Source organism: Actinoplanes sp. M2I2 (genome assembly GCF_023544445.1).
GTDB lineage: Bacteria > Actinomycetota > Actinomycetes > Mycobacteriales > Micromonosporaceae > Actinoplanes.
Window position 1 is genome coordinate 162,661 of the sequence record NZ_JALPVJ010000012.1, and the last position, 24,034, is coordinate 186,694.

The window sequence follows — 24,034 nt, forward strand, 5'->3', positions numbered from 1 at the left end:
CCTCATGGCTTGGAACTCCGATGAGCTGGCGAGGATCGGCGGGGCCGACGAGCTGGAGATCGCGTCGCGGCGGGACGACGGGACGCTGCGGCCCTACGTGACGATCTGGGTCGTCCGGGCCGGCGATCAGCTCTATGTGCGCTCGGCCTACGGCACGGAGAACGGCTGGTTCCGCCGTGCCCGCGCCGCGGGCGCCGGCCGCATCCGCGCCGGCGGCGTCGAGCGCGACGTCACCTTCGCCGATGCGAGCGCGGCCGACCCCGGACCGATCGACCGCGTGTACCACGAGAAGTACGACCACTATGGACCCAAGTACGTCGACCCGGTGGTCGGGGCCAAGGCCGCCGAGGCGACCCTGGCCCTGATACCTCAGGACAGCTGACCCGGGGACCCTCAGGACCGCTGGACGGCGAACGACGTCCAGGTCGGGGTGACCGGGACCGCGCGCAGGGGCATCCGGGCCTCGGCCGGGGTGCGGTTGCCCTTGCGCTGGTTGCACGGGTAGCAGGCGGCGACGGTGTTGAGCCAGCTGTTGGCGCCGCCTCGCGAGCGGGGCAGCACGTGGTCGATGGTCGAGGCCGCGCGCCCGCAGTAGGCGCAGCGCCGGCCGTCGCGGGCCAGCACACCGGCCCGCGACCAGGACGGGCCCCGGCTGTGCCGCCAGCGGGTGACGACGTACGAGACCAGGCGCACCACGGTGGGCACCGGCCAGACCCCGATCACGCCGTCGGGGCGGGACTCGTGCACCTCGGCGACCTGCCGCACCAGCATCCGTACGGCGTGCCGCAGGCTGACCCGGTGCAGCGGCCCCAGGTCGGCGTTGAGCACCAGCACATCACTCACCGGGTCACCTCCCTGTGGACATCAGCCCGGGAGGCGCTGCCGGTGAAGGGTCAGCGCCGCCCGGATATGCGGTCGGGGCGCACGGCGGCCGAGCCACCGTGCGACATGAGACAGAGCATCCGTTTCTCCCCCGACCTGTTGGTGATCTCTACGGTAGGGTCCGGCCCGCCACCGGGACAATGGATTAACCGTTGGGGTGGACGACCACCTTGAGACCGGTACGCGCGGCGGCCGTCCCGAGGGCGTCCGACACCGCCGACAGCGGGAACGTGTCGGACACGAGCGAGCCCAGGTCGACCAGCTTCTGCGAGGCCAGCGCGATCGCACGCGGGTAGACCTCACCCATCCGGCGGGCCAGCACCAGTGTCAGCCCCTTGCGGCGGGCGATCGACGCGCTGAACGTCGTGGTGTCGCCGTCGGGGATGCCGACGAGCACGACCCGGGCGCCGGGCTTGGCCGCCCGCAGCGCCGCCTCGACCGCCGCCGGGGAGCCGGAGACTTCGAAGACCACATCGGCGACGCCCTCGTCCGTGAGCGGGACCGCCCCGAGGCGCGCGGCGACCGCCATCCGGTGCGGCAGCGGCTCGGCGGCGACCACCCGGGTGGCCCCGCCGCGCAGCGCGAGCTGCACGAGCAGCAGGCCGATCGGCCCGCACCCGACGACCGCCACCGTGGAGGCCATCCGCACGTGCGCGAGGTCGTACGCGTGCACGGCCACCCCGAGCGGCTCGAGCAGGGCGCCGTCGTCATCGGTGACGGTGTCGGGCAGCCGGTGCAGACGGTTCGCCGGCCAGGCCATGAGCTGGCGCAGCCCGCCGTCGGTGGACCCGTGCCCGGCGAAGACGATGTTCAGGCACAGGTTGGGGTAGCCGTCGAGACAGGGCTCGCAGTGGTGGCACGGGACGGCCGGGTCGATCGCGACCCGTACGCCGTCGTCGGCCCCGCCGCGGATGACCCCGGCCATCTCGTGACCCAGCACCAGCGGCCGGCCCGGCACGGCATCGCCGATCCCGCCCTCGGTGAACCAGTGCAGATCGGACCCGCAGATCCCGACCGAGGTCACCTCGACGAGCCGCTCCTGCGGGCCGGCCGGTTGCGGCTGCTCCTCCTCGGACAGCCGTACGTCACCGGCGGCGTGAAGGCGGGACACGAGCATGCTGACCTCCGTGCGGTACGAGGGGGCCGCGCTGAGGCAACAGCGCGACCCCCAGTCTCTCCCCTATCCCTTGACGGCGCCCGCGGTCATGCCGGCCACGATGCGCTTGTTGAAGAACAGGAACATGATCAGCGGCGGGACGGTGATCAGCAGGATGTCCATGAAGAGCAGGTTGTACTGGGTCGAGTAGGCGCTGGAGAAGTTGTAGAGCGTCAGCTGGACCGTGGCGTTCTGGTCGCCGGGCAGGAAGTACAGCGGGTTGACGAAGTCGTTGAAGACGGTCACCGACTGCACGACGACGACCGTGATGATGACCGACCGGAGCAGCGGCAGGATCACCCGGAAGAACAGCCGCAGGGGCCCGGCGCCGTCGATGACCGCCGCCTCGTCGAGCTCGCGCGGGATCGTGGCGATGAACGCCCGGAAGAGCAGGATGCAGAACGACAGCCCGAACGCCACCTCGATCAGGATGAGCCCGGGCATCGTCCGGAACAGCCCCAGCCTCTGCAGCACCCAGATCGTCGGTACGACGGCCGGCGGGATGATCAGACCCGAGAGCACCAGGAAGTTGATCAGGCCGGTCCACCGGGTGCGGCGGCGCTGCAGCACGAAGGCCACCATCGCCGACAGCACCACGAGGATGGCCACCGAGGCCACCGTGAGGATCGTGCTGTTGATGAAGGCGATGATCAGCATGTAGTCGCGGGCCTGCACCACGTCGACGAAGTTCTGCACGAACTGGAACTGCGTGGGCCACGAGAAGTCGAGCCGCGACGCCTCCTGCCGGCTCTTCACCGCGGTGAGCAGGATGAAGGCGAACGGCACCAGGAACACCACGACGGACAAGAGGATCGCCACCACGCTCAGCGCGATGTTTCCGCGGGGCTTGCGGCGCGTGGTCACGGCGGCCGTCACAGGTCCACCTCCTTGGAGTTCAGGTAGCGCGACAACGGGAAGATGATCGCCGTGACCAGCAGGAACAGCACCACGTTGCCGGCGGTCGACAGGCCGTAGAAGCCGGCCTGGTACTGCTTGTAGATCACCGACGCGATCACGTCCGAGGTGAAGCCCGGCCCGCCGCGGGTCATCGCCCAGATCAGGTCGAACGAGCGCAGCCCGCCGATCAGCGACAGCAGGATGACCGTGAACGTCGCCGGACGGGCCAGCGGTAGCACGATCTTCACGAAGTTCTGCCAGGCCGTCGCGCCGTCGACGCGAGCCGCCTCGAAGTACTCCTGCGGGATCGACACGATGCCGGCGATGTAGATGAGCGTGGCCAGGCCGACGCCTTTCCACACGTCGACCAGGGCGACCGACATCAGCGCGTAGCTGGGGTCGGTGAGCCAGCCCGGCCCCTGGATGCCGATCAGGGCCAGCGACTCGTTGATCAGGCCCTCCTCGGGGTCCAGGAGGATCGTGAAGGTCAGGCCGACCCCGATCGTGCTGACCAGCACCGGGAAGAACACGACCGAGCGCAGGTAGCCGCGGCCGACGATCTGCGAGGTGAGCAGCACGGCCAGGCCGAGGCCGAGCACGACCTTGAGACCCGAGGTGACCACCGCGTAGACCACGGTGTGCCACAGGCCCGAGACCAGCGCCGGTTCCCGGAAGAACGTGACGTAGTTGTCGAACCCGATGAACTGCGAGTCGAAGATGCTCCAGCGCGTCAGGCTGAAATAGAACGACGTCACGGTGGGCACGAGGAACAGCACCGCGTACACGATGGCCGCCGGCAGGTAGAACCAGCTCGGGTACGGGCTGCGCTTGCGGCCGGCCGGGGCCGGCCCGGACGCGTTCGCACGCTCCCGGGCCGCCCGCCGGACAGTGTCGGTCGCCACCGGGCCTACCAGCCCTCGAGACCGAGCTGCTGGGCCTGCTTCTTGACGTCCTCGTCGTAGAGCTCGGCGGCGGCGTCCGCCTTGCGGATGCCGGAGCCGACCTCGACGCAGATCTGCTCGAGCGCCGGGCCCTTGACCGGGGAGAGGAACTCCAGCGCCAGGCTCGAGGCGCCCTGCTTGTCGATGTAGGTCTGCATGTCCTTGACCGCCTGCGGCACCGAGTCGGGCAGCTTGCAACCGGTGACCGCGTACGGCCCGGTCGGCTGAGTCGCCCGGCCGAGCGACTCGCAACCCTCGGGGCCGGCCACGAAGCCGAGGAACTTCTTGGCCGCGTCGAGCTTGGCCCCCGTGGTGCTGGCCGGGATGTAGAGGCCGTTGGGCGCCCACACGGTCAGGCCGTTCTTCGCGGCGTCGGCGCCGGGGATGGCGAACAGGCCGATCTTGTTCTCGCTGCCGGGGTTGTCGGCGATCAGCTGGCTGACCATGGCCGACAGGATCGGGTACTGCGCGCCCTGCCCCTTGGCCAGCTTGGTGAGCCCGTCGGTCAGCTTGGCCGAGGCGAAGTCCTTGTTGACGTAGCCCGCGTCGTGCACCTGCTGCAGGTGGTCGAAGCCGGCCTTGGCGGCGGGCGTGGTCGCGTACTTGGCCTGATTCTTGGTGTATTGATCGGCCCAGCCGGGACTGGCCGCCTCGACGTTGTGGTAGTCGCCGAGGATGAACAGCTGCGAGGTCCAGGTCTCGCCGTAGGTCTGGATGACCGGGTCGACGCCGGCCGCCTTGAGCTTGGCGTTGTTGGCCATGAACTCGTCCCAGGTGGCCGGGACCTTCAGGCCGTTCTTGTCGTACACGTCCTTGTTGTAGAGCATCGCGCCGGCCATGTAGTTACCGAAGGGCACGCCGTAGATCTTGCCGTCCGAGCCGACCGACTTCTTGAAGTTGTCGTCGAGCTGACCGGCGAAGTCGTCCACCGGGGTGAGGTTCTTCTGCGGCGCCAGCGCCTGCATGAGCGAGCCCGAGTTGTACATGAACATGTCGGTCATGTCGCCGGTGGAGAGCCGGGTCTTGACGATGTTGTCGCCCTCGGTGCCCTGCGGCCGGGTCTCGACGGTGATCGTGATGTCGGGGTTCTTGGCGGTGAAGTCCTTGGCCAGCCCCTCGGCCATCTTGACCGTCTCGGGCTGGTTGTCGGCCAGGAACGACAGGGTGACCTTGCCGCCGCCCTCGTCGTCGCTGCTGCCCAGGTCGCCGGCGCTGCACGCGCCCAGGGCCAGGGTGGCGGCGGACAGCACGGCGAGCGCTATGTGACGTCGTGTCATGGGGAACTTCCTTATCTGTCGGACGAGAGAAGCGAGGTCAGGCGGGCGGCCAGCTGATCGCCACCGGGGATGAAGCCGTGCGCGGTCGCGGCGTCGGCGAACTGGGTCGCGGGCGCGTCCAGATAGCGCCCGAGCCGGTCGGCCAGGTCGGCCTCGCCGCCCGCGACGCCCGCCTCGCGGGCCGCGGCCACCAGCTTCGCCCAGCTCGGCGCGTGGTCCATGAGCTGCCGGATGGTCGGCTCGGCGGGCCTGGCGGCTTCCCCGGCGTACGGGTCCTCGAGCACCCACTCGTGCCGGCCGTGGCCGACGCCGACCGGCTGATCGCGCCCCGGCACGTGCACCGTGGCGGTCGCGCCGACCGGCACCACCACCTCGAGCCGCAGCTCACCGCCGTCCCGCCGCCAGGCGACCGAGGCTTCCCCGTACGGGGTGAGGTGCCGGGCCGAGGCGTGGGTGAGCTGCCGGTCGGGCAACGGCCGCACGTCGATCCGGCGGTAGCCGGGCTCACCGGGCGCGAGGCCGGCCACGCGGCGGTGCAGCCAGTCGGCCACCGCCCCGAGCGCGTAGTGGTTGAACGAGGTCATCTCGCCCGGGTTGATCGAGCCGTCCGGGAGCATGCTGTCCCAGCGCTCCCAGATCGTGGTGGCGCCCATCGTCACCGGGTAGAGCCAGCTCGGCACCCCGGTCTGCAGCAGCAGCCGGTACGCCAGGTCGGGCCGGCCGGCGTCGGCCAGCGCGTCGGTCATCAGCGGCGTGCCGACGAAACCGGTGCTGATCCGGAACCCCGACGAGCGGACGAGGTCGGCGAGCCGCTCCCCCGCGGCGCGGCGCTGCTCCTCGGTGGGCAGCAGCGCCCACCGCAGCGCCAGCGCGTACGCGGTCGGGGCGTCGCTGAGCACCCGGCCGCCGCCGGTCACGTACTCGCGGGCGAACGCGGCCCGCACCCGCTCGGCCAGCTCGCCGTACTCGCGGGCCACGTCGCCGTCGCCGACCGCGAGGGCGGCCCGGGCCACGATGCCGGCCGAGCGGGCCAGGTGGGCGGTGGCGACGACGTCCGGGTCGGCCTGGGCCCGGAACGGGTCCTGGGGCGGGGCGGCCGGGTCGAGCCAGTCGCCGAACTGGAAGCCGCCGGACCAGAGCAGGTCCGGGCCGGCCAGCCCGGCGATCCGGTCGACCCACGCGCGCATGCTGGGCAGCTGCCGCTCGAGCAGCCCGGCGTCGCCGGTGCGCTGGTAGACCACCCAGGGCACGATCGCGGCGGCGTCGCCCCAGGCCGCGGCGGCCGGGCCGGGCTGCCGGATCACATCGGGGACGACGTGCGGGACCGAGCCGTCCTTCTGCTGCTCGGCGGCCAGGTCGGCGAGCCAGTTGCCGAGAAAGCCGGCCGTGTCGAACAGGAACGACGCGGTGGGCGAGAAGACCTGGATGTCGCCGGTCCAGCCGAGCCGCTCGTCGCGTTGCGGGCAGTCGGTCGGCACGTCGACGAAGTTGCCCCGCATGCCCCAGACCACGTTCTCGTGGAAGCGGTTGAGCAACGCGTGCGACGAGTCGAACCAGCCGGTGCGGCGCAGGTCGCTGCCGACCACGACGGCCTCGACGTCGGCTGCGCGCAGGTCGTCGACGCCGGTCACCTCGGCGTACCGGAAGCCGTGGAACGTCAGGCCGGGCTCGAGAACGACCTGCTCCGGGCCGGCCAGGACCCACTCGTCGGTGGCGCGGGCGCTGCGCAGCGGGCGAACGCCGAGCTCGCCGTCCTCGAGCACCTCGGCGTGGCGGATCACCACAGCCTGACCGGACCGCGCGCCCCGGACGGTCAGGCGGACCCAGCCGACCAGGTTCTGCCCGAAGTCGACCAAGGTCCGGCCGGACGGCGACGTGGTGACGGCGACGGCGGGCAGCACCTGCGTGGCCCGGACGGGCGGGCCGTCCGGGGCGACCAGCAGCGCCAGGTCGGCGTCGAGCACGTCGACCGGGGTCTGTGGTCCGGGCTCCCGGCGCAGGTCGGTGCGCTGACCGTTGTAGAGGTCGTCGTCGAGGATGCTGCCCTCGCGGGCGGTCCACGTGCCGTCGGTGGCGAGCAGGAGCACCCGGCCGTCGGCGGTCTCGACCTCGAGCTGGGCGAGCAGCGCCAGCCGGTCGCCGTAGAGGCTGTGCTGGTGGCGGAAGCCGAGGTAGCCCCGGAACCAGCCGTTGCCCAGCTGCACCTCGAGGCGGTTGACGCCCTCGGCGACCAGGCCGGTGACATCGTGCGACCGGTAGCGCAGCCGGTGCTGGTAGGCGGTCCAGCCCGGGGCCAGCTGCTCGTCGCCGACCCGCTCGCCGTTGAGCCGGGCCTCGTAGAGACCGTGCGCGGTGGCGTACAGGCGGGCCCGGGTGACGTTCGCGGGCAGCTCGATCGTGCCGGTGAGGATCGGCGACGGCTGACCCCAGGCGCCGATCTCGGCCGGGCTGACGAAGCGGGCGGTCCAGTCGGCCGGGTCGAGCAGGCCGGCCTCGGCGGTGGCGGGCTCGCTCCAGTCGCTCCAGCCGCCGTCGTCGCCGGCCCGCACCCGTACGGTGACCGCCTCCCGCGACTCCAGCGGCGCGCCGGGCCACGGCACGAGCACCTGGTCACCGGAGACGACCTCGAACACCTCGGTCGTGGCGAGGCCGGCGGGGGCTTGCCCGCGGCCGCGGGTGATCTCGATCGCGTACCGGGTCTGGACGTAGCCCGCGGGGGCGGCCGGCACCTGCCAGGAGAGGCGTGGGTTGGCGGTGCCGAGGCCGAGCACCGGCGCAGGGTGGTGGTCGAAGCGGAGCGAAGTGGGTGGCGCGATGTCCGGCATGTCTCTCCTGTGCGGGCGTCACGGATCGCCAACCACCGCTGAAACGATTCAAGAGCAGGCGCGGCGGGAGGACGATCGCTGTGTTTCGCTTTCGTGGCGAGAAGGTTTCGCCGTGCCCCCGATCCTCTGTTTCGGTGTGGCCCACGACATAGCCCGTGGTGAACCGGAGCTAGCACGAAATTCACCTGGGGCCTACGGTGGGGCATGGCCGAAGACCCCCCGGTCGAGAACACCCGGACGTTGCTGCACTTCATCGACGGTTCGGTGGCCTACGCCGGTCACTACCTGCACGAGGACACCCATCCCGTGCACACGCACAGCTTCGTCGAGATCGCCGTCGTGATGGGCGGGTCGGGGGTCCACCACAGCCTGGCCGGCCGCCAGGAGCTCCAGGTGGGCGACGCGGTGCTGCTGCGGCCCGGCGTGTGGCACGGCTACGAGAACTGCCGGCGGCTCGACCTGTACAACTGCTGCTTCTCCCCCGAGCTGTTGCAACGCGAGCTGGCCTGGACGAGGCAGGACCCGCACCTGGGCCACCTGTTGTGGACCGGCCCGTATTCCGGTCAGCGCCGCGGCATCCTCTACACCCACCTGCACGACGACGCCCTGGTCGGCTGTCTCGAGCACCTGGACGGCCTGCAGAAGCTGCGCACGCTGCCGCCCGGCGACTACCGCGGCGACCTGGTCGGCCGGTTGATGCTGTTCCTGAGCGGCCTGGCCCGCGTGGCCGCCGAGACCGACCAGATCGCCGGCGGTGCGGCCGGCGCCCACCCGGCCGTGCTCGACGCGATGCGCATGCTCGAGGACCGCCCGGCCCACCAGTGGTCGCTCACTGAACTGGCCGCCGAGCTGCACCTGGCCCCCGGCTACCTGGTCCGCCTGTTCAAATCGGCCACAGGCCTGCCGCCGATGGCCTACCTGTCCCGCTTCCGCGTCGAACTGGCCGCGTCCCGCCTGCTGCACACCGACCAGCCCATCAACCGCATCGGCGAGTCGGTGGGCTGGCCCGACCAGAACTACTTCGCCCGCCGCTTCAAGTCCCACTACGGCCTGAGCGCGTCGGTCTACCGCACCCGTTTCACGGTCGCCCTCAAACACTGAACGCGGGTTCCCGCCGGGGTCATCCGAGTCTCCTTCGATCTCCCCGGCCTCAGGACGGCGCGTCCCCGCTCTCGGGGATGAGGCCCGGGTCGACTTTGTCGGCGGCGGATCAGGGCACCTGAGCTGGCAACCCGCCGCGCGTCAGGCGTACCACTTGTCGTACGGGTGTCGGCCGGGACGGAAGCCCAGCGCCTCGACCATGGCGACTGCTTCCGCGAAGCCGAGACCGACGCCGCCGGGATGGTGCGCGTCGCTGCCGAACGTGACCACCTCGCCGCCGGCCTCTCGCCACCACCGCACGACCTCCGGGAAGGGCCGCCGATTCGTGTTGACCTCCAGCGCCAGGCCGGCGGCCGCAACCGCCGTCAGCGCCTGCCGGAAATCCTCCTCGAAGTCCGCGGCGTCGAACGGCCCCGCGGCCGCGGGCCAGTACCGGGTGACGAAGTCGATGTGGGCAAGCGCTTCGAAGTCCGTGGATCCGGCCACCAGCCGAGCGATCTCGGCCAGGTACTCGCGAACCACCTCCGCGGCCGGGCGTCGCGCGAAGTGCTCGCCCGGCTCATTGAGTCCGGCGCCCAGAGGCAGGGTGTGCAACGAGCCGAGTACGCGGTCGAACTGCCCCGCCGCGAGCACCGCGGCAACCTGATCCCGATGCCAGTGCGGCTCGCCGACCTCCACCCCGGTGAGGATCACCAGGTCGGGAAATTGCTCCCGGCACCGCTGCGCACATGCCAGATAGCCATCGACGTCCAGCGGGGGCGGGGCCAGCGTCCCGTCCTCGGTGATCAGGTCGGTGACCTTCGCGGGGGCGTCCGGCGCCGGTTCCACATCGGTCCAGACGGTGAAGTCGAGGTGCTCGGTGAACGCAACAGCCGGCAAGCCGATGGCCAGCGCCCGCGCGCAGGTGGCCTCCATGTCACCGGGTTCGCAGTCCCAGGACCATTCGGTGTGCACATGTCCGTCGGTGGGCAGCATGGCCTCAAGAATGTCAGCCACACCCCGGCCCTCGACAACCGACAACCCGGCTGCATGTCCATCCGGTTGAGGAGGATGTCGTCGTACTCGATCTGCGAACTCGAGACGCTCGACACCCCTTGTATACCGAGTATAGTGCTCAGCATGATATCGAGTGATTCGACGCTATGAGCGTCCGGCACGCGCTGTTGGCGCTACTTAGCGAGGGCCCCAAGTACGGGCTGCAGCTGCGCGAGGAGTTCGAGGCGCGCACCGGGGAGGTGTGGCCGCTCAACGTCGGGCAGGTCTACAGCACGCTGCAGCGGCTGGAGCGCGACGGGCTCGTCGAGTCGGACGACGACGCCGACCCCGGGCCACAGAAGGGCTTCCGGATCACCGCCGGCGGCGCCGACGAGTTGGCCGGCTGGTTGCGGACGCCGCCCGACCTTGCCTCGCCGCCGCGGGACGAGCTGGTCATCAAGGTGCTCGTCGCGGTCCGGCTGCCCGGCGTCGACGTGCACGAGGTCATCCAGGCGCACCGCCGCTACATCGTGGAGCTCATGCAGCAGTGGACCCGGCTCAAGGACGAGGAGGGCGACCTCGACCTCGGCCTGGCGCTGGTGGTCGATGCGGAGCTGTACCGCCTCGACTCCGTCGTGCAGTGGCTGGACACCGCCGACGGCCGGCTCAAGCGGGCCGCCCTCGAGCCGCCGGCCCCGGCGAGGGCCGCCGCACCGCTGATCCGGCGCCGAGCGGGGGTGCGCCGATGAGCGGGGTGCTGCAGCTGCGCGGGGTGTCCAAGACCTACCTGGACGGCGCCGATGAGGTGCACGCGTTGCGCGAGGTCGACCTGGCCGTCGAGGCCGGCAAGATGGTCGCCGTCATGGGCCCCAGCGGCTCGGGTAAGAGCACGCTGCTCACCATCGCCGGCGCCCTCGAGACGCCGACCTCCGGCGACGTGCTCGTTGCGGGCCATCCACTGTCGACGATGTCCCGCGACGACAGGGCCCGGCTGCGCCGGCGGGCCATCGGCTACGTGTTCCAGGACTTCAACCTGCTGCCTGGACTGACCGCTGCCGAGAACGTGGCCCTGCCCCTGGAGCTCGACGGCGTGAGCGCCGGCAAGGCCCGCGCCACCGGGCTGCGCGCCCTTGATGAGCTCGGCCTCGCCGAGCGCGCGGCCCGGTTCCCGGACCAGCTCTCCGGCGGCGAGCGGCAACGGGTGGCGATCGCCCGGGCCGTCGTCGGCGACCGTCGGCTGCTGCTGGCCGACGAGCCGACCGGCGCGCTGGACTCCGAGAACGGCGAGGCCGTCATGCGCATGATCCTGGCCGCATGCAAGCACGGCGTCGCTGCCGTCATCGTCACCCACGACGCACAGCTGGCCTCCTGGGCCGACCGGGTGCTGTTCATCCGCGACGGGCGCGTCGTCGACCGCACCGCACCGCGCCGCGGGCCGGACTCGCTGCTGGCCGAAGAGACGGCCTGATGACCATCGCGATGCCGGACCGGCCACTCGCCCTGGGCACCGGCAACGGCGGGATGGCGGCCCGCCGCGCCGTGGCGCGCTGGGCCTGGCGGCTGTTCCGCCGCGAGTGGCGCCAGCAGGCGATCGTGATCACCCTGCTGCTGCTCGCCGTCGCCGCGTCCACCATCGGGCTCGCCGTGGCCGGTAACGCCCCGAACGACGCCTGGATGTTCGGCGCCGCGGACCACATCGTCACCGTCGACGGCACCGGCGCGCAGCGCGACGCCGACCTCGCCCAGCTGCGCAGCAACTACGGGACGGTCGAGGTCATCGAGCACGCCAACAAGGTCCCGGTGCCCGGCAGCGCCGACGGCGTCGACCTGCGCGCCCAGGACCCCAACGGGCCGTACGGCCGCTCGATGCTGCGCCTGGACCGGGGCCGGTGGCCGCAAGGCCCCGGCGAGATCGCGGTCACCGACCGCGTGCTGAAGCTGGCCGGCCTGCACCTGGGCGGCGCTTGGAACGCCGCCGGCCGGCCGTGGACCGTTGTCGGGGTGGCGGAGAACCCCCTCAACCTCAACGAGCCGTTCGCCCTCGTCGCGCCCGGCCGGCTCGGCGCAGCGGTCAACCGCGTCGACGCCCTGCTGCAGGTGCCGCACGCGGAGTACATCGCCAAGCCCCGCCCGGACGGCGTGTCGACCCAGCGCCGCAACGACGAGACGGACTCGGCCACCACTCTTGTGCTCGTGCTCGCCACTGTCGGGCTGGTCTTCGTCGGTCTGCTGTCCGTGGCCGGGTTCCACGTCATGGCCCAGCGACGGCTACGCGCGCTAGGCATGCTCGGCGCCATCGGCGCCAGTCACCGGCACATCCGGCTGGTGATGCTGGCCAACGGACTGGCCGTCGGCGGCGGTGGGGCGCTGGCCGGCGCGTGCGTCGGCGTCGCCGGCTGGGTAGCGCTGAGCCCCGTCTTCGAGCCGCTGCTCGGCCACCGCATCGACCGGTTCGACCTGCCCTGGGGTCCACTGCTGCTCGCCGTGGCGCTGGCCACCGTGACCGCGGTGCTCGCGGCCTGGTGGCCGGCCCGGGCCGCCGCCCGCATCCCGGTCGTCGCCGCCCTCTCCGCCCGGCCTGCCCCGCCGCGCCCCGCCCACCGGTTCGCAGCCGTCGGCGTGCTGCTGCTCGCCGTCGGGCTGACCGGGCTGTACCTGTCGCAGCAGTCAAAGGCGCTTTACATCCTGAGCGGCGTGCTCATCACGGCGCTCGCGCTGCTGCTGCTCGCCCCGGTCGGCGTGGCCACCATCGGCGCCGCTGCCCGCCACGCACCCCTCGCGGCCCGGATCGCCATGCGCGACCTGGCCCGCTACCAGGCCCGCTCCGGGGCCGCACTGGCCGCGATCGCCCTGGCCATCGGCATCGCCGCCATGGTCGCTCTGAGCGCAGCCGTCACCGTGGCCAAGACCGCGGCCCCCACAGGCGGCGCCATCCCGGCCGACCAGATGATCATCTGGCTCTCCGCGGAGCGGATGAGCGGGCCCGTGCCGAGCGTCACGACCTCCGAGCTGGACGGCATGCGCCGGCACGCGGACACGATCGCCGCCGAGCTGCACGCTACGGTGCTGCCGCTGACCGGCGGTGCCGACCCCAACGGGCCGGTCGACCGCGAGAGCGGTGGCCGCGCGCCGACGGTGCTGGGCATCCGGCGCGACGCTGGTCCGGGCGAGCCGGGCGGCGTGACGTACCGCGACGTCGACATGGTCCCGATCTACGTCGCGACCCCCGGACTGCTCGCCCACTACGGCATCGAGCCGGCTGGCGTCGGCGCCGACACCGACGTCCTCACGCCGCTGGCGAGCCTGGACGGCTACGACATGGTTCCCGGTGGCAGAGGCCGCGGCCCGCAGCCGGTCCTGCAACACGTGACGCTGCCCGACTACCAGTCGCTGCCGAACGTCCTGTTCACTCAGCGCGGCATGGACAAGTTCGGCCTGACCGAGGTGCCGGTGGGCTTCCTCATCGACGCGCCGGCCAAGCTCACCGCGGCCCAGGTCGACGCCGCCCAGCAGCTCGCGTCCACCGCCGGCCTCTACGTCGAGTCCCGCCCGACCGGCGCCGACGAGACCCGCCTGGCGGCCTGGTTCACCGCCGCCGGCATCGCCGTCGCACTCGGCGTGCTCGCCATGACCGTCGGGCTCATCCGCAGCGAGACGGCCCGTGATTTGCGTACCCTCGCGGCCGCCGGGGCACGCCGGCGCACCCGCCGCGCCCTGACCGCCGCGACCGCGGGCTCGCTCGCGCTGACCGGCGGAATCATCGGGACCGCCTGCACCTACCTGGCGTTGCTGGCCTGGTACCACAAGGAGCTGCAGTGGCTGGCCCACCCGCCGCTGGTCAACTTGGCCGCCATCCTGGTCGGCCTGCCGGTCATCGCCTACATCGGAGGATGGGTGCTCACCGGACGGGAGACGAGCACGGTCGCCCGCCGGCCCCTGGACTGACCGACGGTCAGCCAGATGAGGCCGGCCACACCGGCGATCACGCAGTACACGATAAACGGCGTCAGGCCCCGTCTCTCGGAGGTTTGCGTCAGGAAGCGCACCGCCGGCCAGGCCGCAATCCCAGGCGGCGCCGCCGGCCAGCGCCTGACCGTGTATGCCAACGGGTCAGAGCTACTCCGCATGCCTTCGCTCCGGACGGCCTGCGGACCGGGGTACCAGTGCGTTCGAGCCATCCCGCAGCTACAGGTTCACTGCATCGCCGCGAACGGTCGGCAGCGGCCGCACTTAAGCCGTCCCGGAAGGATGGCTCGGGTCCTTTCCTACGGGCGGTCCGGCATCGGCCGTGCTCGGGCCGTCCAGCAACTCAACGCCCGGCCCCATCGCCTCGGAGGGTTCGGCGAGGGTGTCTCTCACGCCGTGGCGGAACTCCCAGCCCGGCCGGTCGGCGGTGGTCGGGGCGGGGACGCCGAACAGGAGGTCGAGCTGGGCGTCGAGGGCGTCCAGCGCTTGCTCGGTGTCGTACTGGCCGCCGAGCAGATAGACGCCCAGGCCCTCCATCAGCGCGAGCAGGCCGGCTGCCTGCTGTGGCTCGCCGCTCGGCAGCTTGGAGGCGATGAAGTGGACGAAGTCGGCCGTGCCGGGGCGCAGGCCGGCCGAGGCGGCGGGGCGCACGGCGGTGTAGGCGAGGAAGGCCAGCGCTACCCGTCCGTCCTCGCGTGCGGGCTCGTCCAGGGGCAGTAGCGCGGCGATCATCGCGCGTAGCAGGTCGCGGGGTGGCGGTTCGGCGCCGAGTGGCTCCACTGCGGCGCTGATGCGGGCCTGGCTGCGCTCGCTCACCGCGCTCAGCGCGAACGCCATCATCTCGTCCTTGGTGCGGAAGTAGTGCTGCACCATCCCGGTCGAGACGCCCGCCGCGGCGGCCACGTGGCGCAGGCTGACCGCCTCGAGTCCCTGCTCGGCGGCCACCCGCATCAGCGCGTCGGCGATCAGGCGCCGGCGGCCCTCATGGTCGACCTTCTTGGGCATCTCGTCACTCCGCGTACGCCTCGAGGTGGTCCCGGGCGGCCCGCACCAGGCCGTCCGAGTCGTCGGCGTACAGGCGTACCTCATCGACGGCTTCGCCCGTTGCCCGGGGCACGTCCAGTACCAGCGGACGGCGCAGGCGCACGTCGATGCTGGTCTGGCTGCCCACGACGATGTGCAGCGCGCCGTCCTCGACCTGCACCGAGCGACTGGACGGCATCGACCGGTAGCGCTTGGTGATCGAGGCGATGTCCGCCCACGGCACGGTGACGTCGAGGCCGGGCCCCATCCGGATGCGCAGGCCCTCGGCGACGACCAGATGCGGGTGCCGGATCAGGCCGCCCAGGAAGCCGAGCATCCACAACAGCCCCCACACGCTGAGCGCCAGCATGATGAGGCGGGCGGGCCCCCACGGGATCACGTGCTTGACGATCAGGTCGAGGATCGGGATCTCCACGACCGACAGCACCAGGAAGATGCCCAGGATCGGCTTGACCACCTCCAGATAGCCGAAGGCTCGGCCGCCATGCACGTCGACGGGGCGGCGGCTCACCCAGAGGGCCAGGTTGCGCCAGGTGGCTGCCTCGGCAGCGGCGGCGCGGCGGAGAAGGCTCATCGTCAACCCTTCACGACGGTGACGGTGCCGGCCGAGGCGTCGACGGTGACGACCTGACCGGTACGAAGGTGGCGGGTTGCGCCCGGCACGCAGATGACCGCCGGGAGGCCGTACTCGCGCGCGACCGTGGGCCCGTGGGCCATCACGGCGCCGGTCTCGGTCACGAGCGCCGCCGCGGTGAGGAACAGCGGCGTCCAGCCCGGGTCGGTGGTCGACGTGACCAGCACCTCGCCCGGCTCGAGGTGGGCGGTGGCCGGGTCATGCACGACCCGGACGGGCCCGGTGGCGCGTCCGGCCGAGGCGCCCACCCCGCGCAGCGCCGCCGGGTCGTGCACGGCCGGCAGGATCGCCTCGATGTCGGTGCCGTCCGAGAGCAGGGCCACCGGCACGGAACGGCGGCACGACTCGCGTTCGTAGACCGCACGACGGCGGGCGATCACCTCGCGGTGGTCGTCGGCCGGTGCGGCCTGTGCCGCCTGCTCGGCCTCGTCGAGGGTCAGGAACATGATGTCGCCGGGCCGCTCGAGAACGCCGGCGTCGGTCAGGTCGGCGCCGACGGTCAGCAGGTGCCGGCGCAACTCGGCCAGGCGATACAGGCCCGCGAACTTGCCCGACTCGCGCAGCCCGGCCAGCCGCCGGGCCCGCCGCAGCAGGAACACGGCCAGCCGCCCACGGACGGGACGCCGCCTCCGGACCCGCTCGTCGAGCTCGCGCAGGGCGGCCTCGGCCCGCTCGGCCGCGCGGGCGAAACGCCGGTCGGGCGCCTGTTCGGGGTCGGTCACCCGCATCAGATTGGCCAGCGCCGCGCGCACCGGGGCCGGGTCCTCGGACCAGCGCGGAACGCCGAGATCGACCTCGGCGGCCGCCCGATGCCCGTACCTGGCCAGGAAATCCTCGAGGTCGATGTCGGCCGGGTCGTCGGCCCCCCGCGCGAGCTGCCAGAGCGCGAGGTCCATCTCGATCGTGACGTTGTGCGGCATGCCGCCGAGGACGGCCTGGACCTCCGCCGGCTGGGCGATGCCCGCGAGCAGCCGCGGGGGAAGCGCACTGGCCAGCATGCCGGCCACGATCGGCCAGATGATCGCGTCGGGGCCGTCCGACTGGTCGTGCTCGCGCACGAGCCTCAGCCGCTCGCCGGTGCTCAGGACACGGCCGTCGTCGCCGGACTCGCGGCGGATGCGCTCGACGGCGTCGTGAAGCCGTTCCCGGGCGCGGTCGGGGTTGGCCAGCGCCCCGAGGACACCGCGGACCGCCCGTCCGATCGGCGGCAGGCTCCCCTCTCGCTTCTTCCGGGTCGTCCTTTGCGGAGCGAAGCGGGGATCGTCGAGCACGTGGCGCATCGCGGCCTGGGCCCGCGGCCCGAAGTCGACCGCCATCAGCGGCACCAGCCGCCGCCGCGCGACCGGGTCACGGACCAGGTCGGTCAGGTCGCCGTAGAGCCGGCCACCGATGTCGATGATCTCCACCCGCAGCCCCAGCGGCGCGAGCATCGCCTTGACCAGTTCCTTGAGGGTGTCCAGGCCCATCGGCGTGACCGGCTGCAGCATGCCCTGCACGTGCCCGAACTCGAAGTAGACGCGCAGAGGACCACCGGTCGGCGGAGGCGCCGGGAACAGGGTGGTGATCGGCCGCGACTGCAGGATCCACAGCTCGCCGTGCTCGTCGATCGCCCACTCGACGTCCTGCGGCGCCCCGAAAAGCTTCTGCAGCCGCTCCCCCACCGCCCACAGCGGGTCGTCGCGCCCGACCCGGCGGCGTTCCACGTCGGCCCGGCCGTCGACGACCACCGGCCCACCGCCCGCGGCCGACTCCTGCAGCATCTCGGTGCGGCATCCGCTCACCGGATCGGCCGTGAACAGCACGCCCGCCCGCACGGCGGCGACCATGCGCTGCACAACCACGCCCATCCGGATGTCCTTCACGCCCATATCGGCCACGCCCATCGGGACGCTGTCGGCCGGCCCGCCGTCGCGTCGATAGGCCGACGCGCGGGCGTTGGACGCCGAGGCACGACACGTGTCGATCGCGGCGAGCAGCGCCTCGGGACCGTGCACATCGAGGACGGTGTCGAACATGCCGGCGAAGCTGGCGCCGGGCGCGTCCTCGACGGTCGCGCTGGAGCGCACCGCCACCGCCACCGCGCCCCCACCCAGACGTTCGTACGCCTGAAGGACCTCGTCCCGTGGCACCTCGAGAACGTCGGCCGGGACGCAGAAACCGGCCGGCACCCGCTCGCGGGCCCTGAGCAACTGCCCCAGGCCGGCGGCCTTGCCCCCGACCCGCTCGACCATGCCGGCCGTGATGTCCCGCAGATCCACGATCGCCACTGGTCCTCCTCGGCCCGTACCGGTTGGTCGGTCACAGTCTTGGCAATACGACTGCACCGCGAAGGTTAGCCGGTTTCCAATACGACTGCAACGCAAAATTTCTGGCGGCTCATTCGGGGAGGGCCCGGAACCGCGGACAGCCCCCGATCGTCTGAAGGGCATGACTCGACTCCGCGGCACCCTGATCGCCGCCGCCGTTCCCCTGTTCCTGCTGGCCGCTTGCGCGCAACCCGGCGCCACCGGCGCGGGCGCGGGCGCACCGGGTTCCGGCGCGCCGGAGAGCGCCTCCGCCTCCCCCGGCGCGGGGGACGGACTCGTGGCTCGCGTCGAGTCGTTCGGCGGCTTCGTCCCGCCGGACCGTACGGTCGGGGCCCTGCCGTCGATCAGCGTCTACGCCGACGGACGGGTGATCACCGAGGGGCCGACCCCGGCCATCTATCCCGGGCCCGCGCTGCCCAACCTGCAGGTCGTCACGCTCAGCCCCGACCGGCTCCGGCAGGTCGTCAAGGAGGCCGGCGACGCCGGCGTCCGGGCCGGCACCGACTTCGGCCGGCCCAACGTCGCCGACGCGCCGACCACCCGGGTCACGGTCACCACCGCCGAGGGCACCCAGTCGGTCGCCGTCGAGGCGCTCAACGAGGCCCAGGCCGACGACCCGATGCTCACCACCGCCCAGGAGGCTGCCCGGGCCAAGCTGGCCGGTTTCGTCGACAAGCTGGGCGACCTCGCCACCGGCGAGGACGCGGGCACCTCGGCGGCCTATCAGCCCGAGGCCGTGGCCGCGCTGGCCCGCCCGTGGACCAAGGAGACCGCCGGCGAGGGGACGCAACCCGAGATCACCTGGCCCGGGCCGGCTCTGCCCGGCGACTACCTCAACCCCGCCTTCAAGATCGGCTGCGTGGTCGTGGACGGCGTCCAGGCCGACAAGGTGCTGGCCGCGGCCAAGAAGGCCAACCAGTTGACCCCCTGGACCGCCGACGGTCAGAAATACCTGATCACCTTCCGGCCGCTGCTGCCCGACGAGACGGGCTGCGCGCAGTTCAAGGGGAAGCGATGACTCCTCTCGGGGAGCCGTTCGATTCCGGCCGCGACGAGATCGCGGGGGACGACGGAATCGATCGCGGGCCGGAACGGACCGAGTCCGTTCCGGCCCGCCAGGGCTGCCGCCCGGCGTTGACCGCTCCGCGCGGACTGCGCCGCGGCTGACGCCTCAGACCTGCGGTTCGAGCTCACGCACCACCCGGTCGACGCGGCGGTCCGGGACGAACCACAACAGCGCGCAGGCGGCGAAGAAGATCACCGCGACCGCCGCCCGGTCGACCAGCAGGGCGGTCACGATGCCGGCCAGATAGAGGACCGGCGAGATCTTTCCCTTGAGGTCGTTGCCCACGGCGTGCCGCAGCGGCGACTCCGGCCCCTGCTGCCGGATGATCAGGCGCTGGAGTACGAGGTAGGCGAGGGCCGCGGCGGTCAGGTTCAAGCCGTAGACGACGACCGGCGTGCGGGCGAACCCGGACTCGTCCATCCAGGCGGTGGTGAACGGGAACAGCGACAGTGTGAAAAGCAGCGCCAGATTGGCCCACAGCACGCCGCCGCCGACCCGCTGCACCAGATGGAACATGTGATGGTGGTTGACCCAGTAGATGCCGACCCAGACGAAGCTCAGCAGGTAGGTCAGCAGTCCCCCACCGGTCTCGTGCAGCAGGCCGGCGAGGTCGTGCGACTCCGGGATCCTCAACTCCAGCACCATGATCGTGATGATGATGGCGAGCACGCCGTCACTGAACGCCTCGAGCCGACTGGTACGCATCGCGTGACCGCCCTTCCCTTCCGATGACCGCCTGCGTCCAGCAAGACCGGACAGCCCCCGGAAATGTGACCGGCTCCCGGGCACGAAGCGGATCCTGTCGTACCCCCGGCCTACCTTGTGCCCATGGACATGAAGATTGAGCTCATCCCGGTGCCGGTGACCGATGTCGACCGGGCCAAGGCCTTCTACGAGCGCGTGGGCTTCAACGCCGATCACGACCATCGCGTGCAGGAGGGCCTGCGGTTCGTGCAGCTGACCCCGCCGGGCTCGGCGTGTTCGATCGTGATCGGCGAGGGCATCACCGAGAAGCCGCCGGGCACGCAGGAGATCCAGTGTGTGGTCGCGGACGCCGAGAGAGCCCGCGCTCAGCTGATCGAGGCCGGCGTCGAGACCGGCGAGGTCGACAAGCAGCCCTGGGGCGATTTCGTCTACTTCCGCGACCCCGACGGCAACAGCTGGGCGCTGCAGGCGATGGAGATGCGCCCCAACGGCTGACCACCGTGGAGTCACTGATCAGATGCCGACAGGCCGGAGCTGGACCGATCCGGTACCCGATTCACGAGGGGCGAGATGCTCGGTAGGCGCGTGGTGACGTGCCGGTCACGCGCTTGAAAGCCGTACTCAAGGCGCTCTCCGAGCCGTAGCCGACTTCACGCGCGATCGCGGCCACCGTGTGGTCGCCCTCGCGCAGGCGGGCCGAGGCCAGTTCGATGCGCCAGTGAGTCAGGTAATCCAGCGGGCCCTGGCCGACCACCTGTTTGAAGCGGGCGGCCAGCGTCGAGCGGGACACTGCGGCCACCGCGGCCAGGTCGGCCACCGTCCAGGCGTACGCGGGCTTGCCGTGCATGGCCCGCAGGGCGGACCCGACCACGGGGTCGGCCAGGCCGGCCAGCCAACCGTCGGTGGGTGGCGCCGCGGCCAGGTGCAGGCGCAGCAGGTGGATCAGCATCACGAGCGCCAGGTGCTCGGTCAGCAGCGTCGACGCCGGCGGGTGGTCGCGGAGTTCCGCGTCGATCTGCTCGAGGGCCCAGCGCACAGCGGCCGCCGCCGTGCTGGCCCCGGGCACGTGGACGACCGCCGGCAGTTCGTCGAGGAGCAGTTCCTGGGCTCGTTCGCCGAAGCCGAAACGGCCGCCGATCAGGAACACGTCGTCGCCTCGGCCGGCTCGCGCGACACCGTCGTCGCCGGCCGCGGCGAAGAGGGGATGCGCGGGCTCGGGCGGCACGTCGGGCGCGCCGGCCAGCGTGAACGCCACCGGTCGGGTGAGCAGGAAACAGTCGCCCGCGTGCAGTTCGATGACGCTGCCCTCGGCCAGCAGGTAGCAGCTGCCTCGGCGGACGGCGTTGAACTTGACCGCGGGAGGCGGCTCGAACGCGACCGCCCAGGTGCCGCCGGCGACCAGACCGGCGGAGAGGCTGCTGGTCACGCCGACGAGCGCGAGGACGTCATCGAGGGGATCGGACTGGACTCTCACGCAACTATCTTGGACCTTGAGCCATTCAGCATCCAAGCATCCGGGCGCACAGTGAAGCCATGACAAGGATCTCCACCCCGTTCACCGTCCGGACCACTGCCGCCGAAGTGCTCGCCGGGGTCGACCTGACCGGCAAGCGCGTCCTGATCACCGGCGGCGGCTCCGGGCTGGGTCGCGCGGCCGCCGACGCCCTGCGCGGGGCCGGCGCCGAGGTGATCGCCCCGGCCCGTGCGGAGCTCGACCTGTCCGACCTCGCCTCGGTGCGCGCCTTCACCGAGGCCTGGAGCGGCACGGTCGACGCCGTCATCGCCAACGCCGGCATCATGGCGGTGCCCGAGCGCCGCCTCACCGCTCAGGGCTGGGAGTCGCAGCTCGCAACCAACTTCCTGGGCCACTTCGCCCTGGTCACCGGTCTCCGCGAGCATCTCGCCATGGACGCCCGGATCGTGCTGGTCAGCTCGGGGGCCCAGCTGCGCGCGGGCGTCGACCTCGACGACCCGCATTTCGAGAGCCGCCCGTACGACCCGTGGGTCGCCTACAGCCAGTCCAAGGCGGCCGAGGCGCTGCTGGCCGTGGCGATCAGCCGGCGCTGGCCGGGCATCTCGGCGAACGCCCTCAGCCCGGGCAGCATCCACACCAACCTGCAGCGCCACCTGAATCCGGCGACCATGCGGGCGATGGGCGCCATGGACGAGGACGGCAACCTGCTGCACCCGGAGACGTTCAAGACCCCGGAGCAGGGGGCGGCCACCGAGGTGCTGCTGGCCGCTTCCCCGCTGCTGGCCGGGGTGACCGGCCGCTACTTCGACGAGGACAACCAGGAGGCCGTGGTCGTGGCCGGCGGTCCGGAGCCGGCCAATGGCGTCGCCGCCTGGTCGGTCGACCCGGCCGCCGCCGACCGCCTGTGGGACCTGGCCGAGCAGACCGTCGACGAGCACCGAACCGCGGACAAATAGGTAGCGAGCGCAGGACCGGAAGCAAATGAATCGAGCACCGAGCACCGAGCAGCCGGCGAGGGGCGCAGGGGGCGGTGAAAGCGAGGCGGTGAAGGTTGCCCGGGCGGTGAGGGGCGACGGGGCGGTGAGGGCTTCGGGGCGAGTGGCCGTCAGGGCACCGCCAGCGGCGGGCTGATCGGGCCCTCGTTGCCGGAACGGTCCAGGCCGCTGAGGCAGTACGTGGCCGGACCGGCGGGGGCCGACGGGTCGACGACCGGGGAACCGGCCCGCCCGGTGGCGACCAGGTCGGCGGCGTCACCGGCGACCCGGTAGAGGGCCCAGCTCGTCGCGCCGGCGGCCGCGGCCTGGAAGGTCAGCGTCGCGCCGGCACGGGTGGCCGCGTTCAGGCGCGGCGCTGCCGGCGGCTTGGACGGCAGCCGGGGCATGCGGGGCAGCAGGGCCGGCTTGGCGTAGTGCTTGTTCCGGTATCGCGTGATCGCGCCCAGCCGGTCGGCCCGGATCTGCTTGGCGCTGAAGTGCACCTGCCCCTGCGAGCCGTACTTGTCGTTCAGGGCCATCTGCCGGTCGAGCTGGCCGGGATCGCTCCACGCGCCGTCCTCGCCCACCCGGTAGTCGGCCATCCCGATGTAGAGCTGCACCTGAGTGCCCTTGATGAGCGCGGTCCACCACGGCAGCAGCTTGGCGTAGTCGGCCTTGTCGAAGCCGACGGTCCAGTAGAGCTGCGGCACGATGTAGTCGAGCCACCCCTCGCGGACCCACTTGCGGGTGTCGGCGTAGATGGCGTCGTACGCCTCGAGGCCCTTGCTGTCGGAACCGCCCGGGTCGGTGGTCTTGTTGCGCCAGATGCCGAACGGGCTGATGCCGAACTTCACCCACGGCTTGAGCTGCTGGATGCGTTCGTGCATCTCGCGGACGAGCGTGTCCACGTTGTCGCGTCGCCATTGGTCGCGGCTCTTCCCGGCCCCGTAGCGGGCGTAGCTCGCCGCGTCCGGGAAGTCCTCGCCCTCCTGCGGGTACGGGTAGAAGAAGTCGTCGAAGTGCACGCCGTCGACGTCGTACTTCCGCACCGCCTCGAGCATCGCGTCCTCGACGAACGCGCGGGCCGCCGGGATGCCCGGGTCGAAGTAGAGCCGGCCGTTGCGGCCCTTCGGATACGAGATGGCCCAGTCGCGGTGCTTCAGCAGCGGGTGGTTCGGTGCGATCTTGGCGAAGTCGGCGCCCGGGCCGACCGGGCCGGGCTGCGTGCCGCGGTAGGGGTTGAACCAGGCGTGGAACTCGAGGTTGCGGGCGTGCGCCTCCCGCACCATGTAGTCGAGCGGGTCCCAGCCGGGCGACTTGCCGTCGCGCTTGCCGGTGAGCCATTCCGACCAGGGCGCGTACGCCGAAGGCCAGAACGCGTCGCCGCTCGGCCGCACATGCACGAAAATCGCGTTGTGGCGCTGGGCCACCGCCAGGTCGAGCCAGCGCTGGTATTCGGCCTTGACCTGAGCCTGCGGCAGGCCCCGCCGGCTGGGGAAGTCGATGTTGGTCACCGTCGTCAGCCACATGCCCCGCAGCTCACGGGCCGCACGCACCGGCACGGCGCCGCATCGGCCCTCGGTCCCGGGGATGGAAGCCCCGGGGGCGGAACCGGGCCGGGACGACGCCGACGGCCAGGGCGCGCCGCCGACCGGGGTGGGCTCGTAGGTGGCCGCCCGGAGCAGCCCGAAGCCGAGCACCGACGTCGTCAGCAGAACCGCGACGACGACGAGGATCAGCCGTACGGAGGGGCGGGGGACGCGGAGCATGGGGACCAGTGTGCCTTGCCCGGGCGACCGGTCACCCGGGCG

22 protein-coding genes are annotated in these 24,034 nt (G+C 71.9%); 9 read left to right on the forward strand and 13 right to left on the reverse strand.

Annotation, left to right across the window (positions count from 1 at the left end; genetic code table 11):
* Nucleotides 1-4 precede the first annotated feature (4 nt).
* A complete protein-coding gene (locus HJC40_RS25410) occupies nt 5-382 on the forward strand; it encodes a DUF2255 family protein (RefSeq protein ID WP_250004180.1) in 378 nt (125 codons plus the stop codon).
* A gap of 11 nt (nt 383-393) precedes the next feature.
* Here the strand turns inward: HJC40_RS25410 and HJC40_RS25415 are convergent, their stop codons facing one another.
* The 6 genes from HJC40_RS25415 to HJC40_RS25440 form a co-directional block, all read right to left on the reverse strand.
* Nucleotides 394-843, reverse strand: a complete 450-nt coding sequence (locus tag HJC40_RS25415) for an HNH endonuclease (protein ID WP_250004182.1) — start codon at nt 841-843, stop codon at nt 394-396.
* Nucleotides 844-1,027: 184 nt separating this feature from the next.
* Nucleotides 1,028-1,999: a zinc-binding dehydrogenase gene (locus tag HJC40_RS25420; RefSeq protein WP_250004184.1), complete on the reverse strand. Its 972-nt coding sequence runs from the start codon at nt 1,997-1,999 to the stop codon at nt 1,028-1,030.
* Nucleotides 2,000-2,062: 63 nt separating this feature from the next.
* Complete coding sequence (locus tag HJC40_RS25425) at nt 2,063-2,914, reverse strand: carbohydrate ABC transporter permease (RefSeq protein ID WP_250004186.1); 852 nt, start codon at nt 2,912-2,914, stop codon at nt 2,063-2,065.
* Nucleotides 2,911-3,837 carry a carbohydrate ABC transporter permease gene (locus HJC40_RS25430; protein WP_250004188.1) on the reverse strand — a complete coding sequence of 309 codons (927 nt, stop codon included), beginning with the start codon at nt 3,835-3,837 and terminating at the stop codon, nt 2,911-2,913. The genes HJC40_RS25425 and HJC40_RS25430 overlap by 4 nt, the downstream gene beginning before the upstream one ends.
* Before the next feature lie 5 nt (nt 3,838-3,842).
* Nucleotides 3,843-5,153 (reverse strand): ABC transporter substrate-binding protein, encoded by a 1,311-nt coding sequence (locus HJC40_RS25435; RefSeq protein ID WP_250004190.1) that lies wholly within the window; start codon nt 5,151-5,153, stop codon nt 3,843-3,845.
* Nucleotides 5,154-5,164: 11 nt separating this feature from the next.
* Nucleotides 5,165-7,978, reverse strand: coding sequence for a family 78 glycoside hydrolase catalytic domain (locus HJC40_RS25440; RefSeq protein WP_250004192.1), 2,814 nt, complete (start codon nt 7,976-7,978; stop codon nt 5,165-5,167).
* Between the two features lie 204 nt (nt 7,979-8,182).
* On the opposite strand from HJC40_RS25440, the gene HJC40_RS25445 reads away from it, so the two are divergent.
* Nucleotides 8,183-9,079 (forward strand): AraC family transcriptional regulator, encoded by an 897-nt coding sequence (locus tag HJC40_RS25445; RefSeq protein ID WP_250004194.1) that lies wholly within the window; start codon nt 8,183-8,185, stop codon nt 9,077-9,079.
* Between the two features lie 141 nt (nt 9,080-9,220).
* Here the strand turns inward: HJC40_RS25445 and HJC40_RS25450 are convergent, their stop codons facing one another.
* Nucleotides 9,221-10,075, reverse strand: coding sequence for a PHP domain-containing protein (locus tag HJC40_RS25450; protein WP_250004196.1), 855 nt, complete (start codon nt 10,073-10,075; stop codon nt 9,221-9,223).
* 146 nt (nt 10,076-10,221) lie between these two features.
* Between HJC40_RS25450 and HJC40_RS25455 the strand changes: the two genes are divergently transcribed.
* Genes HJC40_RS25455 through HJC40_RS25465 form a run of 3 tightly spaced genes read left to right on the forward strand, consistent with a single transcriptional unit; the run spans nt 10,222 to nt 13,999 of the window.
* Complete coding sequence (locus HJC40_RS25455; protein ID WP_250004198.1) at nt 10,222-10,803, forward strand: PadR family transcriptional regulator; 582 nt, start codon at nt 10,222-10,224, stop codon at nt 10,801-10,803.
* Nucleotides 10,800-11,522, forward strand: a complete 723-nt coding sequence (locus tag HJC40_RS25460) for an ABC transporter ATP-binding protein (protein WP_250004200.1) — start codon at nt 10,800-10,802, stop codon at nt 11,520-11,522. Before HJC40_RS25455 ends, HJC40_RS25460 begins: the two co-directional genes overlap by 4 nt.
* Nucleotides 11,522-13,999 carry an FtsX-like permease family protein gene (locus HJC40_RS25465; protein ID WP_250004202.1) on the forward strand — a complete coding sequence of 826 codons (2,478 nt, stop codon included), beginning with the start codon at nt 11,522-11,524 and terminating at the stop codon, nt 13,997-13,999. Before HJC40_RS25460 ends, HJC40_RS25465 begins: the two co-directional genes overlap by 1 nt.
* 285 nt (nt 14,000-14,284) lie before the next feature.
* Here the strand turns inward: HJC40_RS25465 and HJC40_RS25470 are convergent, their stop codons facing one another.
* From HJC40_RS25470 to HJC40_RS25480, 3 genes are read right to left on the reverse strand one after another with little or no spacing between them, the layout of a single operon-like run.
* Nucleotides 14,285-15,025 (reverse strand): TetR/AcrR family transcriptional regulator, encoded by a 741-nt coding sequence (locus HJC40_RS25470; protein ID WP_250004204.1) that lies wholly within the window; start codon nt 15,023-15,025, stop codon nt 14,285-14,287.
* A gap of 4 nt (nt 15,026-15,029) precedes the next feature.
* Nucleotides 15,030-15,638 (reverse strand): hypothetical protein, encoded by a 609-nt coding sequence (locus HJC40_RS25475; protein ID WP_250004206.1) that lies wholly within the window; start codon nt 15,636-15,638, stop codon nt 15,030-15,032.
* Nucleotides 15,639-15,640: 2 nt separating this feature from the next.
* Complete coding sequence (locus HJC40_RS25480) at nt 15,641-17,965, reverse strand: PEP/pyruvate-binding domain-containing protein (protein WP_250004227.1); 2,325 nt, start codon at nt 17,963-17,965, stop codon at nt 15,641-15,643.
* A 160-nt stretch (nt 17,966-18,125) separates the two neighbouring features.
* On the opposite strand from HJC40_RS25480, the gene HJC40_RS25485 reads away from it, so the two are divergent.
* The gene (locus tag HJC40_RS25485) at nt 18,126-19,022 is read left to right on the forward strand and encodes a hypothetical protein (protein ID WP_250004229.1); all 897 of its coding nucleotides are present in this window, start codon (nt 18,126-18,128) and stop codon (nt 19,020-19,022) included.
* Nucleotides 19,019-19,171, forward strand: coding sequence for a hypothetical protein (locus HJC40_RS25490; RefSeq protein WP_250004231.1), 153 nt, complete (start codon nt 19,019-19,021; stop codon nt 19,169-19,171). Before HJC40_RS25485 ends, HJC40_RS25490 begins: the two co-directional genes overlap by 4 nt.
* 4 nt (nt 19,172-19,175) lie before the next feature.
* Here HJC40_RS25490 and HJC40_RS25495 read toward each other — a convergent pair whose 3' ends face one another.
* Nucleotides 19,176-19,775, reverse strand: coding sequence for a TMEM175 family protein (locus tag HJC40_RS25495; RefSeq protein WP_250004233.1), 600 nt, complete (start codon nt 19,773-19,775; stop codon nt 19,176-19,178).
* Between the two features lie 123 nt (nt 19,776-19,898).
* Between HJC40_RS25495 and HJC40_RS25500 the strand changes: the two genes are divergently transcribed.
* Complete coding sequence (locus HJC40_RS25500; RefSeq protein WP_250004235.1) at nt 19,899-20,270, forward strand: VOC family protein; 372 nt, start codon at nt 19,899-19,901, stop codon at nt 20,268-20,270.
* A 61-nt stretch (nt 20,271-20,331) separates the two neighbouring features.
* Here HJC40_RS25500 and HJC40_RS25505 read toward each other — a convergent pair whose 3' ends face one another.
* Nucleotides 20,332-21,249: an AraC family transcriptional regulator gene (locus tag HJC40_RS25505; protein WP_250004237.1), complete on the reverse strand. Its 918-nt coding sequence runs from the start codon at nt 21,247-21,249 to the stop codon at nt 20,332-20,334.
* 59 nt (nt 21,250-21,308) lie between these two features.
* Here HJC40_RS25505 and HJC40_RS25510 point away from each other — a divergent pair, with 59 nt between their 5' ends.
* Nucleotides 21,309-22,205 (forward strand): SDR family NAD(P)-dependent oxidoreductase, encoded by an 897-nt coding sequence (locus tag HJC40_RS25510; RefSeq protein WP_250004239.1) that lies wholly within the window; start codon nt 21,309-21,311, stop codon nt 22,203-22,205.
* A gap of 149 nt (nt 22,206-22,354) precedes the next feature.
* On the opposite strand, the gene HJC40_RS25515 is transcribed toward HJC40_RS25510, so the two are convergent.
* Nucleotides 22,355-23,992 (reverse strand): glycoside hydrolase family 10 protein, encoded by a 1,638-nt coding sequence (locus tag HJC40_RS25515; RefSeq protein ID WP_250004241.1) that lies wholly within the window; start codon nt 23,990-23,992, stop codon nt 22,355-22,357.
* Nucleotides 23,993-24,034 lie beyond the last annotated feature (42 nt).